The sequence below is a fragment of the Xanthomonas vasicola pv. musacearum NCPPB 4379 genome (assembly GCF_000277895.2).
In the GTDB taxonomy this organism is placed as follows: domain Bacteria; phylum Pseudomonadota; class Gammaproteobacteria; order Xanthomonadales; family Xanthomonadaceae; genus Xanthomonas; species Xanthomonas vasicola.
This window is the reverse complement of record NZ_CP034655.1, coordinates 2,592,366-2,607,062: the sequence shown is the minus strand read 5'-3', so window position 1 is coordinate 2,607,062 and position 14,697 is coordinate 2,592,366. Positions and strand designations below refer to the sequence as shown.

Here is a 14,697-nt window from a genome sequence, read left to right as displayed (position 1 = left end):
GAGCATGCCGCATCAAGTGTGAGACGTAGAGCAAGATTTACGGGTGGAAGATGCCTTGCTGAGAAGGTCGAGCGTGCTCGAATGCTTGCTGTTCAGGCCGCTATCGCGTCTGCATATTGCCGCAACTTCACCGGTGAGCGATCAGCAACGCCCAGCCATCGGCGTTACGCCACGCTCCCCGCCGCGTGGCCGGACGCCCATGCCCATTGGAAGTTGTAACCGCCCAGCCAGCCGGTGACGTCCAGCACCTCGCCGACGAAGTACAGGCCTGCCATCAAGCGTGATTCCATGCTCGCACTGGAGACCTGATTGGTATCGACCCCACCCAGGGTGACTTCAGCCGTCCGGTAGCCCTCGGTACCGCTGGCGACCAGCGGGAAGTTGCCGAGCAACTCGGCAGCCGCCTGCAACTGCGGCGGATCCAGCTGACGCACCGGCTTGTCGGGCAGCCACAGCTCGCACAAGCGTTGTGCAAATCGCTTCGGCAGCACATCTGCCAGCACATTGCGCAGTTCGGTAGCGCCGCGTTGCTGCTTTTGCTCGCGCAGCCATGCCGCTGCATCGTGACCGGGGAGTAAATCCAGCCGCAGGTCGTCGCCCGGCTGCCAATACGAGGAGATCTGCAGGATCGCCGGGCCGCTGACGCCGCGGTGGGTGAGTAGCATGAAGTTGCGGAAGCTGACCCCGTTGCACTGCGCTTCGCCGGCAAGGCCAGCCCGGAGAGCTCCTGCAGACGTTCCTGGTGCTTGCCGGTCAGCGTGAGCGGCACCAGCCCGGCTCGGGTGGGCAGCAGCGCATGGCCAAATTGCTTGGCGAGGCTGTAGCCAAAACCGCTGGCGCCCATGCTCGAGATCGACAGCCCGCCGGTTGCCACAATCAACGATTGCGCCTGCACGCGGCCCTGGCTGGTCTGTACGTCAAATCCATCGCTGCTACGCTGCACCGACAGCACCTCGCACTGGGTGCGGATCTGCACACCGGCCGCTTCGCATTCGTCCAGCAGCATGCGTACGATCTGCTTGGACGAGATATCGCAGAACAACTGGCCCAGCTCTTTCTCGTGATAGGCAATGGCATGCCGTTCGACCATCTCTACGAAATCTGCCGGGCTGTAGCGTGCCAGCGCGGATTTGCAGAAGTGCCGATTGGCCGAAATGAAATTGCCGGGAGTGGTGCCGGTATTGGTGAAATTGCAGCGCCCGCCGCCGGACATCAGGATCTTCTTGCCGACCTTGTTGGCATGGTCGATCACCAGCACCTGGCGGCCGCGCCGGCCGGCAGTGAAGGCGCTCATCAGTCCGGCGGCGCCGGCACCGATCACCAGCACGTCGCAACGCATGCTCATTCGGCAGGGGCTTGCCGCACCATCGGGGTCAGGGTAACGCTGCCGTGGTCGGCCAGCATCTGCACTTCGCCGTCCTGAATGATCACGTCAAAGCGCATGCCGCGCTGGATCAGTGCGCCGAGCGCTTCGGTGGCTTGCGAGTCGAGCTCGATCACGCGCAGATTGCGGTGCCGACCCATGGCGTTGGCATGCTTCTTCCACCAGGTTTCGGTGGCCTGGCCGCCGTAGCCGATCACCACCGCCTCGCGCGACCGATTGCAGGCCTTGCGCACGCGGCTTTCGTCGGGCTGGCCGAGGTCGATCCACAGGTCGGGGTCGCCGGTGTAATCGCGGCGCCAGAGGTCGGGCTCGTCCTCGTTGCTGAGGCCGCGGCCGAATTCCAGCCGGTCGTCGGCGAACAGCGCAAACGCCAGCAGCCGCACCATCAGGCGCTCGTCGGTTTCGGAAGGATGCTGGGCCAGGGTCAGCGAATGGTTGGCGTAATAGCCGCGGTCCATGTCGCTGATCTGAAGTTCCGCCCTGCGGACGGTGGCGGTAAGGGCCATCAGGATGCCGATTGCAAAGGGCACCTATGATACGCGCCCGGTTCATTTGTCGTGCGTCATGCCGTCCGTCTCACAGCGGTGGGCGTGGTTGCGCGGCGAGCCAGCGATCCAGCTGTGCAGAGAACACCCGGCGATCGCGCGCATGCAGGGCCGGCGGTCCGCCGGTGGCGATGCCTGCGCCGCGCAACTCTTCCAGGGTCACGGCGGTGCAGGTGCGCGCGGCGGCGCGGAACAGGATGTCGCGGATCACGTACGGGCAGGCGTCGGCATCGACCCAGATCTGCGCAGTTTTGGGGGTGTGAGGCGTTTTCATCGGGCAATTGTGGATGGGGAGGTCCCTGACAGACAGTCGGGTTCGGCCTGACTGCAAAAGATTTGACGCGAGGTGTCGTTTTTTGTCGAAAACACGAGTACTGTGCACGCACTGTGTTTGCAAGGGTCACCGTGAATCGTGGCCTGGTGCAGCCGGATCGTTACAGATCTCGCTTCATCGTTCCGCTTTACCAACGCCTGCAACTCAGTCTCAGCTCCGGCTTTTCGGATGCTGCGATTTATCCATCTATAGTTTCAGGAGTTAGTAAAATGTCAGATCGTCAGAGCGGTATCGTGAAGTGGTTCAACGATGCCAAGGGCTTCGGCTTCATCACCCCGGAAAGCGGCCCGGACCTGTTCGTGCACTTCCGTGCCATCCAGGGCACCGGCTTCAAGTCGCTGCAGGAAGGCCAGAAGGTCACCTTCGTCGCCGTGCAGGGCCAGAAGGGCATGCAGGCTGACCAGGTGCAGGCGGTCTAATCCGTCTGCAACCGTAAGGTTGCCGAAAACGCTGGTCGCGCAAGCGATCGGCGTTTTTTATTGCCTGAAAGAATGAGCGCGTTGACGGTCAAGCCTCCGCCAGGCGCTACTTACGCACAGCGATGACGCGTGGATCGGTAGGATGTGCGCTTTCCGCGCGCAGCCCTCACATGATCACTGTTCACCATCTCAACAACTCCCGTTCCCAGCGCGTGCTGTGGCTGCTGGAAGAACTGGCGCTGCCGTATCAGATCGTGCGCCACGAGCGCGACCCTAAGACCATGCTGGCACCCCCGGCTTTGCGTGCGATCCATCCGCTGGGTAAATCGCCTTTGCTGGTCGATGGCGATCTGGTGGTGGCCGAATCCGGTGCGATCCTGGAGTACTTAACCGAGCGCTACGACACCGAGTGCGCGCTGTCGCCGTCGCCGCGGCCGCTGGATTCGCCCGAGCGTCTGCAGTTCCGCTATTGGATGCATTACGCCGAAGGCTCGGCGATGCCGCCGTTGCTGATGACGTTGATCCTCGGTCGCATCCGCAGTGCGCCGATGCCGTTCTTCGCCAGGCCTATCGCGCGTGCGATCGTGGACAAGGCGATGTCTGGCTTCGTTGGGCCGCAGCTTTCATTGCATCTGGACTGGATGGAGCAGTCGTTGCAGTCCGGCAACTGGTTCGCTGGTGAACGCTTTACTGCCGCCGACATTCAGATGAGTTTCCCCGTGCAGGCGGCGGCCGCGCGTGGCGGCGGACTGGAGAAATATCCGCGTCTGCGCGGGTTTTTGGAACGCATCGAAGCACGTCCTGCCTATCAGGCTGCGCTGAAGAAAGGTGGCCCGTTCGAGTTGATGGGAAGCAAGCCAGCAACGTGATCGGCTTAGGGGATTTGGGTGTGGTCAAGACGGGCGGAATGTATTTCCACCCGCCGCCCACCGCGACGACCTACCATCTCCAATGGCGATGCATTCGCTAGTCCCGAATCCCGAATTGCTACTCAGCGACACCAACGTCGGCATCGCTGCCCACCAGTCGTTCGCTGCAGTCACTTCAATACCGAGAGCTACGTCAGGGTGGGGTGCGATTCAACGGGCCCGACACTGGTGCACGAATTGCAGCGTGTCACTCAGCACCTGCGAGCGCTCGGGCGGTTTACGCAGCGCCAGGAGGATGCCGAGATGGCCCATGCCGGGGTACACCTTCATTTCGGCGCTGCCGCCCTCGCGTTTCAGCGCCTGCTGCAGCGAGATGCTGTTTTGTAGATCGACTACGCGGTCTGCATCGCCGTGCAGCAACGGCATGGGTGGTTCGTCGCCGCCGACGTAGCGCACCGGTTGCGATTGCCGTTGCGCGGCCGGGGCGTCGCCAAAGATCTCGACCAATTCCGGGTCGGTCATCGGCATGAAGTCGTAAGGTCCGGCCAAGCCCACTACGCCGCACAGCTGATGGGGTTTGAGGCCCTGCGCCTGCAGCCAGCGTGCGTCGGTGCCGAGTAGGGCGGCCATGTGCGCGCCGGCCGAGTGGCCCATCACTGCCAGCTGTTTGGGGTTGCCGCCGTACTCGTGTGCATGCCGGTAGCTCCACGCGGTAGCGCCCGCGGCGTCGGACATAAAGCCGTGAAGTCCTACCTGCGGATACTTTCGGTAGTCGGCCACCATTGCCACCACGCCCTGGCGCGCCAGCGCGCGGCCGACCCAGCGATAGTTGGCGCGCGAGCCGTGCTTCCAGGTGCCGCCGTAGAAGAACACCACCACCGGCGCATCGACTGCGCCGCGCGGCTGGTACACATCCAGTGCCAGGCCTTGTGCGGGATCGAACACCTGGTCGCGATGCTCGACGATGTCCGTCCGGCTGGAGGCTGCATTGATACCGCCAAAGAAGACGCTGCTGCACGCCGTCATGGTCAACGAACCGAGCAGCAGGAGGGCAGGACGGAACCAGCGGGAGGCGCGCGAGGGCATGGGCAATATCGACAGGTGAGCGGGAAAGGCGTTTGGTAGCAGGCACGAACGCAACAGGCCAGGTAAGCGCGGACCGAGACGGCGCCGGCCCGGCAACATCGCCTGTATCTGATCCGCAGCCGGCCGCTATTAGCGGCTATCGCACGTCGCAAGCATGTGCAGGACGAGTCCGCTCGGCGCACGTGAGCCGGGTGAAGATACGGTGCGCAGGCTGCACCGGATGCGGCGTGACCCATGCCAGGTTCACCGCTGGTGGCCTAGGCTTGCCCGCATGACACAACTGCATTTCGACAACTGCTTGCGCCAGCAGCTGCCTGGCGATTCGGAAGAGGGTTCACGCCGGCGCGAGGTGCGTGCCGCCTGGTCGTCGGTACTGCCGACACCGGTCGCCGCCCCGTATCTGATTGCGCATTCGGCGGAGATGGCGCATGTGCTGGGCCTGGATACGTCCGAAATAGCCAGTGCGCAGTTCGTGCAGGTATTCGGCGGCAACGCGCTGTACCCAGGCATGCAGCCCTGGGCGGTCAATTACGGAGGACATCAGTTCGGGCATTGGGCCGGTCAGCTGGGCGACGGACGGGCGATCTCGCTAGGCGAGGCGATCGGCATCGATGGCAGGCGCTACGAATTGCAGCTCAAGGGCGCTGGCCCCACGCCTTATTCGCGCGGCGCTGATGGGCGTGCGGTGTTGCGCTCATCGATTCGCGAATTTTTGTGCAGCGAGGCCATGCATCATCTGGGCGTGCCAACTACGCGCGCGCTGAGTCTGGTTGGCACCGGCGATGCGGTGGTGCGCGATATGTTCTACGACGGTCGCCCGCAACGCGAGCCGGGCGCGATCGTGTGCCGGGTGGCGCCTTCGTTCATTCGCTTCGGTAACTTTGAGTTGCCCAGCGCACGCGGCGATAGCGCATTGCTTCGGCAATGGGTGGATTTCACCATTGCACGCGATTTTCCCGAACTGGCCGGCGCCGGCGAGGCACGTTACGCCGACTGGTTTGCGCAGGTGTGCGAACGCACCGCGGTGATGGTGGCGCACTGGATGCGGGTCGGATTCGTGCACGGAGTGATGAATACCGACAACATGTCGATCCTGGGGTTGACCATCGATTATGGTCCGTATGGCTGGGTCGACGACTACGACCCGGACTGGACGCCCAACACCACCGACGCGCAGGGTCGACGTTATCGCTTCGGCACCCAGCCGCAAGTAGCGTACTGGAACCTGGGCCGACTTGCCCAGGCGATCGCCCCGTTGTTTGCCGACCAAACGCCGCTGCAACAGGGCCTTGACCGCTTCCGCGCGACCTACCTGGCGTGCGACCGGCGCGACACTGCGGCCAAGCTGGGGTTGGCCGAATGCCGTGACGAGGATCTTGAGCTGATCGATGCGCTGCGCGCACTGATGCGCGACGCCGAGATGGACATGACGTTGACCTTCCGCGGCCTGATCGACCTGTCGCCCGCGCATCCGGATCCCGCACAACTGCGCGATGCTTTCTACGACGAAGACAAGCGCGTGGCGGGTGCGCCGCAGTTGCAGGAATGGTTGCAGCGCTACGCCGCACGCCTGCAGCAGGACGCGTTGTCGCCGCACGAGCGCCGCGCACGGATGCGCTTGGCCAATCCGCGCTACGTACTGCGCAACTATCTGGCGCAGCAGGCGATCGATCAGGCCGAGCAGGGCGACCCGTCCGGGGTGCAGGAGTTGCTGGAGGTCATGCGTCGCCCGTATGACGATCAGCCCGGGCGTGATGCATTCGCTGCGCGGCGGCCAGAATGGGCGCGCGACCGCGCCGGCTGCTCGATGCTGTCCTGCAGTTCCTGACGCGCTCAGATGCAGGTATGCCGTAACGGCGGCGTCAACGGCGTGCGCAGCCTAGAATAGGGCCGACCCCACCGGCCACGACGCCACTACCACCATGACTGACTGCAGCCGCTGCGCCGGCACCAACGCTTCCGGACCCAACCACTGGTCGGAGCGGATCCGCGACATCGTCGATTTCCCCAAGCCGGGCATCGTCTTCAAGGACATTACACCGTTGCTGTCGGATGGCCCGGATTTCGCCTCGGCGCTGGACGAAATGGCGCAACCGTGGCGGACCACGCCGCTGGACGCCGTGCTCGGCATCGAAGCGCGTGGTTTCATTCTGGGCGCGGCGCTGGCGCGCGAACTGCGCACTGGCTTCGTGCCGGTACGTAAGCCCGGCAAGCTGCCGGGGCGTACGCTGATCCAGGAATATGCGCTGGAATACGGCACCGATCGCATCGAAATGCACGAAGACGCGTTGCCGCGCGGCGCGCGTGTGCTGATTGTCGATGACGTGCTGGCCACCGGCGGCACCCTGCGTGCCGCGCTGGGATTGGCGGCGCAGCTTGAACTGGAGATCGTCGGCGCGGCCGTGCTGGTCGAGTTGCAGGCGCTGCAGGGGCGCCAGAAATGGGCCGTGACGTGCCGCTGCTGGCGACGCTTTCTTACTGATTCGCGCATTCTGCGGCGCCCCTAGATGCGTGGAAGTGCGCACATCCACGAGTGCTTCTACTGAGAAAACACGCGGCCGGCATCACGCCGGCAGCGTCGTATTCAGAGTTTGCTGACCCGGAACCGGCGTCCCTTGATCTTGCCTGCGTGCAGATGTGCCAGCGCCTTGGCGACCTGCGCGCGCGCGATGGCGACGTAGGAGCGGGTGGGGTAGATGGCGATCTTGCCGATCGCCGCGCCCGACAATCCGGCTTCGCCGGTCAAGGCGCCGAGGATGTCGCCGGCACGCAGCTTGTCGGTCTTGCCGCCGTCGATGCGCAAGGTGGTCATTGCCGCGTGCGGCAACTGCGCCGGACGCGCGGTTGCCAGCGGCGCACGCGACCATTTCAACGGCTGGCCTTGTGCGGCTTCCAGCGCTTGCACGCGTGCGGTTTCGCGTGGGGCGACCAGGCTGAGTGCCAGTCCGTGCTTGCCGGCACGCGCGGTCCGGCCGATGCGATGACGGTAGGTTTCGGTATCGGTGGGCAGCTCGTAATTGACCACGGCCGAGAGGTCTTCCACGTCCAGTCCGCGTGCTGCCACGTCGCTGGCCACCAGCACGTTGCAGCTGCGGTTGACGAAGCGCACCAGCACTTCGTCGCGGTCGCGCTGTTCCATGTCGCCATGCAGCGCGAGTGCGGAGAAGCCGAACTCCTGCAGCGAGCCGGCCACTTCATCCACTTCCTTGCGGGTATTGCAAAACACCACGCTGGATTCGGGATTGAAGCGCAGCAATAGCCCGGCGACGGCCTTCTGCCGATAGGTCGGGTCGACTTCGAAGAATTGCTGATCGATTTCCGGAGCGTTATCGGCGCCTTCGACGGTGATTTCCACCGGGTCCTTCAAAATTTCGCGTGCCAGCGTGCGGATGATGTCGGGAAACGTGGCCGAAAACAGCAGGCTCTGGCGGTGTTTGTCGCAGCGGCTGGCAATCTCGCGGATGGGTTCTTCGAAGCCCATGTCGAGCATGCGGTCGGCTTCGTCGAGCACCAGCGTGCGTACGCCGCCCAGGTGCAGGGCGCGCTTACGGGCCAGTTCCTGGATGCGTCCGGGCGTGCCGACCACTACTTGCGGGTCGTGCGCTTCCAGCGAAGCCAGCTGCGGGCCCAGCGGCATGCCGCCGGTGAGCACCACCAATTTCATGTTGGGGATGCCGGTGGCAAGTTTGCGCAACTGCTTGCCGACCTGATCGGCCAGCTCGCGGGTGGGGCAGAGCACCAGCGCCTGCGCGCGGGTCAGCGCCGGGTCGAGCTTCTGCAACAGGCCCAGGCCGAATGCGGCGGTCTTGCCGCTGCCGGTCGGCGCCTGCGCGATGACATCAAGCCCCTGCAGGATCGGCGGCAGGCTCTGCGCCTGGATGGGAGTAAGGACGGTGTAGCCAAGGGCGTCGATGCCGGGGGCCAGGGCCGGCGACAGCGGCAGCGCGGAAAATTCGTTCATGGCGCATTTTAGCTCCGGATTGGGAATTGGGGATTCGAGATTCGTCACTGCACAGCGCGCGCTGTTGCCAATCCCGAATCCCCAACCACCAATCCCGTACAATTGGCCTATGCCTTTAATCACTCTGCAAAGCGTCGACTACAGCGTCGGCGGCCCCTTGTTGCTGGAAAAAACCGACCTCACGATCGAGCCGGGCGAGCGTATCGCCCTGATCGGCCGCAACGGCGCCGGCAAATCGACCTTGATGAAACTGATCGCCGGCGAGCTCAAGCCCGACGATGGCGAAGTGCGCGTGCAACAGGGCGTGCGCATCGCGCGGCTGGAGCAGGAGGTGCCGCAGGGCACCGGCGGCAGCGTGTTCGACGTGGTGGCCGATGGTCTGGGCGAGTTGGGCCATTGGCTGGCCGAATTCCATCAGCTCAGCCATGCCGAGGTGTTCGACGGCGATGCGTTCGGCAAGGTGCAGGCCAAGATCGATGCGGCCGACGGTTGGGCGCTGGATCAGCGCGTCACCGAGACGCTGACCAAGCTGGAACTGGACGGCGATGCGGAGTTTGCGCGGCTGTCTGGCGGTATGAAACGCCGCGTGCTGTTGGCGCGTTCACTGGTGTCCTCGCCGGATGTACTGCTGCTGGACGAACCGACCAACCATCTGGATATCGAAGCCATCGATTGGCTGGAAACCTTCCTGAAAGGCTGGAGCGGCAGCGTGCTGTTCGTGACCCACGACCGGCGCTTCCTGCGCGCGTTGGCCACCCGCATTGTTGAAATCGATCGTGGCCAGGTCACCAGCTGGCCGGGCGACTGGGCTAATTATGAGCGTCGCCGCGAAGAGCGGCTCAATGCACAGGCGCAGGAAAATGCGCGCTTCGACAAGATGCTGGCGCAGGAAGAAATCTGGATCCGGCAGGGCATCAAGGCGCGGCGGACCCGCGACGAAGGCCGCGTGCGGCGTCTGGAATCGATGCGCAACGAACGCGTGCAGCGCCGCGATCTCACCGGCAACGTGCGCATGGAAGTCTCGCAGGGCGAGTCGTCCGGCAAGAAAGTGATCGAAGCCAAGGAAGTCGGCTTCGCCTTCGGTGCGCGCACGATGGTCAAGGATTTTTCCACCATCATCCAGCGTGGTGACCGTATCGGTTTGATCGGCCCCAACGGCAGCGGCAAGACCACCTTGCTCAAGTTGCTGCTGGGCGATCTACAGGCGCAGCAGGGCGAAATCCGTATCGGCACCAATCTGCAGATTGCGTATTTCGACCAGTACCGTTCCACCCTGCGCGAAGACTGGAGTGCGATCGAAAACGTGGCCGAGGGCCGCGATTTCCTGGAGATCAACGGCAAGCGCAAGCATGTGCATGCCTATCTGCAGGATTTCCTGTTTACGCCCGAGCGCGCGCGCGCGCCGATCACGCGTCTGTCCGGCGGCGAGCGCAATCGCCTGTTGCTGGCACGCCTGTTTGCACAGCCGTCCAACCTGCTGGTGATGGACGAACCGACCAACGAACTGGATGTGGAAACGCTGGAGCTGCTGGAAGAATTGCTGGGCGAATACTCCGGCACCTTGCTGCTGGTCAGCCATGACCGCGACTTCCTCGACAATGTGGTGACCTCCACGCTGGTGATGGAAGGGGACGGGCTGATCGGCGATTACATCGGCGGTTACAGCGATTCGTTGCGTCAGCGCCGCACGCCGGTGGGCAATGCGATGGCAGTCGCCAAGGCCTCGGCCACTGCAGTGGCGACCGCACCCGTGGCCGCTGCAGCGCCAGCGGACACCGCGCCCAAGCGCAAGCTCAGCTATAAGGATGCGCGCGAGCTGGAACAGCTGCCGGCCTTGATCGAGACACTGGAGCAGCAGGTTGCCGCGCTCACCGCAGCGATGAATGAGCCGGCCTTCTATCAGCGCGACAGTACGGCGATGGCGGCCCATACCGCAGCGCTAGGTGATGCGCAGAAGCAATTGGATGCGGCGTACGCGCGCTGGAGCGAGCTGGATAGCTGAGCATTGGCCGGCACGCGTGATGCGTGCTGGTCTCGCGTTGTTCGCTGTAATCAAGTTGACGGTTGCGAACCGTGGCAGATAGATAGATGCATGCGGGGGCGCGCGTGCGCAGCGATCCGTCGGCACGATCCGTTTTCGTCGATTCCATCGCCGATCGCAATGCAAGCGCACAGTGCCTACGAAATCTTGTCCGCGCTTATCAGGTCGGTGCGCAAGGCGTGCCTAACCCATCGTGTCGGCATGGCATGTTGCCCCGTTACCGGGCACGTCTTGCAGACTGCTGGGCAGTTGTGTCGTCAGCGGCCTCGGAACAGCTAACAGAACGTCGCGAGCTTTTCGTCATTTGGGTGTAGACGCCGCGGAAGACCGCAGCGGACGCGTGGAATATCCCGATTCCGAGCGCTGGCAGCACCTGCCCGGCGGCTGCGCGGCCTGATTAGCTGCTCTTAATCGCAGGCGCTGGCTGGAGCAATAAACGCCGCAAAAGTCAGCCCGCGTGCTGCCCAGGCGTTAGCGACTTCGTCGAGGATATCCAGCAAGGTGTCGCGGTCGTTTGGTACCGTGCTGGCCAGCGCCTGGGCGCCGTCGATGAGCAGTGCATAGCCATGCTGCGAGGGTAGCCACGCCAGGTCGCGCAAGGCATCGCTGAGCGCGTCCCAATTGCGGCCGAAGCTCGCCGGGAAATCCAGTTGTGTGGCCAGACGCATCAGTAACATGCGTTTGTCGCTGCAGGTGGCCAGATCCACGCGCAGGATGCGCAAGCCGGCGTCGCGTGCCAGCGCCGCCATGGTGTCCAGATCGTCGGTTTCGGCCTGATACACGCCGGATTGCTGCGGATCGGACAGATCCAGTGCGAAGTCGCCCGCGCTCATGGTGCCTGGTCCGAAGTCGGGCCGTCGAAGGCTTTGAAGCTCTGGTAGTGATCGTCGCTGTAGTACCACGCTTCGGGTGGGTTGCCGCCGGTGACGATACGCCGCGCGCCGCGGTCCGGGCTGCCGGGCGTATCCACGGTGTATACGCGGTAATAACCGCGCGGGCGCTCGGGCAGGCGATGCTCGCGGTTGCCGAACACGCTGCCGTCCTGTGGATGCGGAAACGGCCCGCCGCGCTGGATCAGCACGATTGTGGCCATCGCCTCGGTCGGCAGAAAGGCGGGCAGGCGCGGCACCTCGCGCGTCGGTGCGGTCGCGGCGATCGGTGCATTGAGTTGTGGTGCGAACTGCGGCTTGGGCGTCTGCATCGCGCGCATGCCCCACAAACCGGCAACGAGCAGCACGATGGCAACGATCAGCAAAGCGGGCTTACGCATGAAGACGGTCCGAAAACTGGGTGCGGCAGAGCAAGTATGCCGATGCGCGACTGTGTCGACTTTGAACGCCGCCAAGCGCCGGTGCGGTTCACGCCCAAGTAACCGGGGCATGGTGCAAGGTGTGCAGCGAACGACGCGCGGCATGCGATGGGATGAACTTTCCCTGCCAACACCCTTGGTAAGCGCTGCCGCCGTCCTTACCATCTACCCCGCAACGCCCGGTCTTCGCCGGGCGGCAAGTCCAGGAGATACGCATGGCTTACACCCTTCCGCAGTTGCCCTACGCCTACGACGCGCTGGAACCGAACATCGATGCGCAGACGATGGAAATCCATCACACCAAGCATCATCAGACCTACATCAACAACGTCAACGCGGCGCTGGAAGGGACTGAGTACGCCGATCTGCCGATCGACGAGCTTGTCTCCAAGCTGAAGAGCCTGCCGGAAAACCTGCAGGGCCCTGTGCGCAGCAACGGTGGTGGCCACGCCAACCATTCGCTGTTCTGGACCGTGCTGTCGCCCAACGGCGGCGGCGAGCCCAAGGGCGAGGTCGCCAAGGCGATCGACAAGGACATCGGCGGTTTCGAGAAGTTCAAGGAAGCTTTCACCAAGGCCGCCGTGAGCCGTTTCGGCTCGGGCTGGGCATGGTTGAGCGTGACCCCGGACAAGAAGCTGGTAGTGGAAAGCACCGCCAACCAGGACAGCCCGCTGTTCGAAGGCAACACCCCGATCCTGGGCCTGGACGTGTGGGAACACGCGTACTACCTGAAGTATCAGAACCGTCGCCCGGAATACATCGGCGCGTTCTACAACGCCGTCAACTGGGAAGAAGTCGAGCGCCGCTACCACGCCGCGATCGCCTGAGTTCTGAGCTAATGCGGTAACGCAAGAAGGCCGGGAGAGATCCCGGCCTTCTTGCGTCTGCGATCCAGCATGTAGGAGTGACCTTGATTGCAATGAGGCATTCGATGGGAAAGCTCCAGCGCGCGCCAGCGCGCTCCTACGAGTGCCGGACACCGATCAGAACTTGGCGTCGAACTCGCGCGCATAGCCGGTGTTGACGATGACCTTCTGCAGCGCGTCGCTGATCTTGATGTTGCCGGCCACGATCTGCTGCGTCTCCGGGCCCATGTTGTCCATGCGCGGCGGGGTGGCGCCCTTGTAGTCGCAGACCCGGCCACCGGCTTCGCGCACCAGCAACACGCCAGCGGCGATGTCCCAGGCTTTGACGCCGGCTTCGAAGTAGGCATCGGCACGGCCGCAGGCCACATAGGCCAAATCCAGCGCCGCCGAGCCGGTACGGCGCACGTCTTCGGCCTGCACCAACAACGCATCTACGCACTTGAGCTGCGCACTGGCGCGCGCACGTTCGCGCGGCGGAAAGCCGGTGTGGACCATCGCGCCTTCCAGATCCTTGCGCTCGGCAATGCGGATGCGGCGGTCGTTGAGCACCGCGCCGGCACCGCGGCTAGCGGTGAACAGCTCATTGCGCAGTGGGTCGAAGATCACCGCATCGGTGGGTTCGCCGTTTTCCACCAGCGCGATGGACACGCAGTAGTGCGGAAAGCCGCGCAGATAGTTGCTGGTGCCGTCGAGCGGATCGATCACCCAGGTGTAGCGACCGCTCTTGCCGCCCTGCACGCCGCCTTCTTCGCCGAACACGGCGTATTCGGGGTAGCCGCGCTTGAGTTCCTTGATGATGACCTTCTCGGCATCGGCATCGACTTCGCTGGCGTAGTCCATGCGGCCTTTCTGCACCACGTTGAGCGCATCGAGCTTGTTGATACCGCGCAACAGCACATTGCCGGCGAGGCGGGCGGCTTTGACCATGACGGTGACGGCGGGTTTCTGCATGGTTAAAGCTCCCGTGAAGGCAGAATCGGACAATGGCGAAGTTAAAAGAGCGGTCCGGCGCGAAATCCGGTCGCGCAGTTTACCATCTACGGCCGAACAGCTCTCCAATCTCCGTTCATGTCCGTCAGTCAGCGCATCCGTTTTGTTCTTGTCGGTACCCAGCATCCAGGCAACATCGGCGCCGCCGCGCGTGCGATGAAGACCATGGGTGTCTCGCGCCTAGTGCTGGTGGCACCTGAGCGTGCACTCGATGAAGACGCCTACCGGCGTTCGGCGGGTGCCGAAGACGTGCTGGGCGAAGCGCCGATCTTTGCGACGCTGGGCGAAGCGGTGGCCGACTGCACGCTGGTGATCGGCTGCACCGCACGCGCGCGCCGGGTGGTGCTGGAAGAACTTCTCCCCGACGAAGGTGCGCAACGCGCCCTGGCCAAGGCGGGCGAGCCGGCCGAGGTGGCCTTCGTGTTCGGCCGCGAACGCACCGGGCTGACCAACGACGAGCTGCAGCTTTGCCACGCCGCGGTACACATACCGTCGGACCCGCAGTTCAGTTCGCTCAATCTCGCCGCTGCAGTGCAAGTGCTGGCGTATGAAGTGCGCCTGGCGCAGTTGGCAGCAGGCGAGGCAGAACCAGCACCGGCAGCGGCCAGCGGCTTGCGCGATGGCCCGGCCAGCCACGCGCAGTTGGAAGGTATGTTCGGCCAGCTGGGCGACACGCTGGACGAGATCGACTTCCACAAGGGGCGTGCGCCGGAGTCGGCGATGCGCAAGTTGCGGCGGCTCCTGCTGCGCGCGGAGATGACCGAACAGGAGGTGCGGCTGATCCGCGGCATCCTGTCTGATGCGCAGCGCATGGCCATGCTTGCCAAGCAGGCAGGAAGCTGACGTCTGTCACATCTTCGAAGATTCGGCTAGGCTGTCGGCGGCCCTAGGGG

At 64.0% G+C, this 14,697-nt stretch carries 13 protein-coding genes and 2 pseudogenes; 7 read left to right on the top strand and 8 right to left on the bottom strand.

Features of this window, described 5'->3' with window-relative positions; all coding sequences use genetic code 11:
* Positions 1-164 precede the first annotated feature (164 nt).
* From KWO_RS12200 to KWO_RS12190, 3 genes and pseudogenes are all read right to left on the bottom strand, one after another.
* Positions 165-1,345 (bottom strand): annotated as a pseudogene (locus tag KWO_RS12200) (BaiN/RdsA family NAD(P)/FAD-dependent oxidoreductase).
* Positions 1,342-1,890, bottom strand: coding sequence for a YaeQ family protein (locus tag KWO_RS12195; protein WP_017114650.1), 549 nt, complete (start codon positions 1,888-1,890; stop codon positions 1,342-1,344). Before KWO_RS12195 ends, KWO_RS12200 begins: the two are co-directional and overlap by 4 nt.
* A 70-nt stretch (positions 1,891-1,960) precedes the next feature.
* Positions 1,961-2,203, bottom strand: a complete 243-nt coding sequence (locus KWO_RS12190; protein WP_010372708.1) for a hypothetical protein — start codon at positions 2,201-2,203, stop codon at positions 1,961-1,963.
* Between the two features lie 269 nt (positions 2,204-2,472).
* On the opposite strand from KWO_RS12190, the gene KWO_RS12185 reads away from it, so the two are divergent.
* Together KWO_RS12185 and KWO_RS12180 are read left to right on the top strand one after the other, a co-directional pair.
* Positions 2,473-2,682, top strand: coding sequence for a cold-shock protein (locus KWO_RS12185; protein WP_009597534.1), 210 nt, complete (start codon positions 2,473-2,475; stop codon positions 2,680-2,682).
* Positions 2,683-2,852: 170 nt separating this feature from the next.
* The gene (locus KWO_RS12180; RefSeq protein WP_010382340.1) at positions 2,853-3,551 is read left to right on the top strand and encodes a glutathione S-transferase; all 699 of its coding nucleotides are present in this window, start codon (positions 2,853-2,855) and stop codon (positions 3,549-3,551) included.
* Between the two features lie 210 nt (positions 3,552-3,761).
* On the opposite strand, the gene KWO_RS12175 is transcribed toward KWO_RS12180, so the two are convergent.
* Entirely contained in the window at positions 3,762-4,637 is an 876-nt protein-coding gene (locus KWO_RS12175; RefSeq protein ID WP_010382336.1) for an alpha/beta hydrolase, read from the bottom strand.
* A gap of 271 nt (positions 4,638-4,908) precedes the next feature.
* Here KWO_RS12175 and KWO_RS12170 point away from each other — a divergent pair, with 271 nt between their 5' ends.
* Complete coding sequence (locus KWO_RS12170; protein WP_010382335.1) at positions 4,909-6,465, top strand: protein adenylyltransferase SelO; 1,557 nt, start codon at positions 4,909-4,911, stop codon at positions 6,463-6,465.
* A gap of 94 nt (positions 6,466-6,559) precedes the next feature.
* A pseudogene (locus KWO_RS12165) lies at positions 6,560-7,119 on the top strand (adenine phosphoribosyltransferase).
* Positions 7,120-7,221: 102 nt separating this feature from the next.
* On the opposite strand, the gene dbpA reads toward KWO_RS12165, so the two are convergent.
* Complete coding sequence (dbpA, locus tag KWO_RS12160; RefSeq protein ID WP_010382332.1) at positions 7,222-8,598, bottom strand: ATP-dependent RNA helicase DbpA; 1,377 nt, start codon at positions 8,596-8,598, stop codon at positions 7,222-7,224.
* A 109-nt stretch (positions 8,599-8,707) separates the two neighbouring features.
* Between dbpA and KWO_RS12155 the strand changes: the two genes are divergently transcribed.
* Positions 8,708-10,600 carry an ATP-binding cassette domain-containing protein gene (locus tag KWO_RS12155; RefSeq protein WP_010382330.1) on the top strand — a complete coding sequence of 631 codons (1,893 nt, stop codon included), beginning with the start codon at positions 8,708-8,710 and terminating at the stop codon, positions 10,598-10,600.
* Between the two features lie 446 nt (positions 10,601-11,046).
* Here KWO_RS12155 and KWO_RS12145 read toward each other — a convergent pair whose 3' ends face one another.
* The gene (locus tag KWO_RS12145) at positions 11,047-11,472 is read right to left on the bottom strand and encodes a barstar family protein (protein WP_010382328.1); all 426 of its coding nucleotides are present in this window, start codon (positions 11,470-11,472) and stop codon (positions 11,047-11,049) included.
* On the bottom strand, positions 11,469-11,909 hold the full coding sequence (locus tag KWO_RS12140; protein ID WP_010372742.1) for a guanyl-specific ribonuclease: 441 nt from the start codon (positions 11,907-11,909) through the stop codon (positions 11,469-11,471). The genes KWO_RS12145 and KWO_RS12140 overlap by 4 nt, the downstream gene beginning before the upstream one ends.
* A 254-nt stretch (positions 11,910-12,163) precedes the next feature.
* Between KWO_RS12140 and KWO_RS12135 the strand changes: the two genes are divergently transcribed.
* Positions 12,164-12,775 carry a superoxide dismutase gene (locus KWO_RS12135; RefSeq protein ID WP_010372746.1) on the top strand — a complete coding sequence of 204 codons (612 nt, stop codon included), beginning with the start codon at positions 12,164-12,166 and terminating at the stop codon, positions 12,773-12,775.
* Positions 12,776-12,931: 156 nt separating this feature from the next.
* Here KWO_RS12135 and KWO_RS12130 read toward each other — a convergent pair whose 3' ends face one another.
* Positions 12,932-13,765: an inositol monophosphatase family protein gene (locus KWO_RS12130; protein ID WP_005913068.1), complete on the bottom strand. Its 834-nt coding sequence runs from the start codon at positions 13,763-13,765 to the stop codon at positions 12,932-12,934.
* Between the two features lie 117 nt (positions 13,766-13,882).
* Here KWO_RS12130 and KWO_RS12125 point away from each other — a divergent pair, with 117 nt between their 5' ends.
* Entirely contained in the window at positions 13,883-14,647 is a 765-nt protein-coding gene (locus KWO_RS12125; RefSeq protein ID WP_010382319.1) for an RNA methyltransferase, read from the top strand.
* The last annotated feature ends 50 nt before the right edge of the window (positions 14,648-14,697 follow it).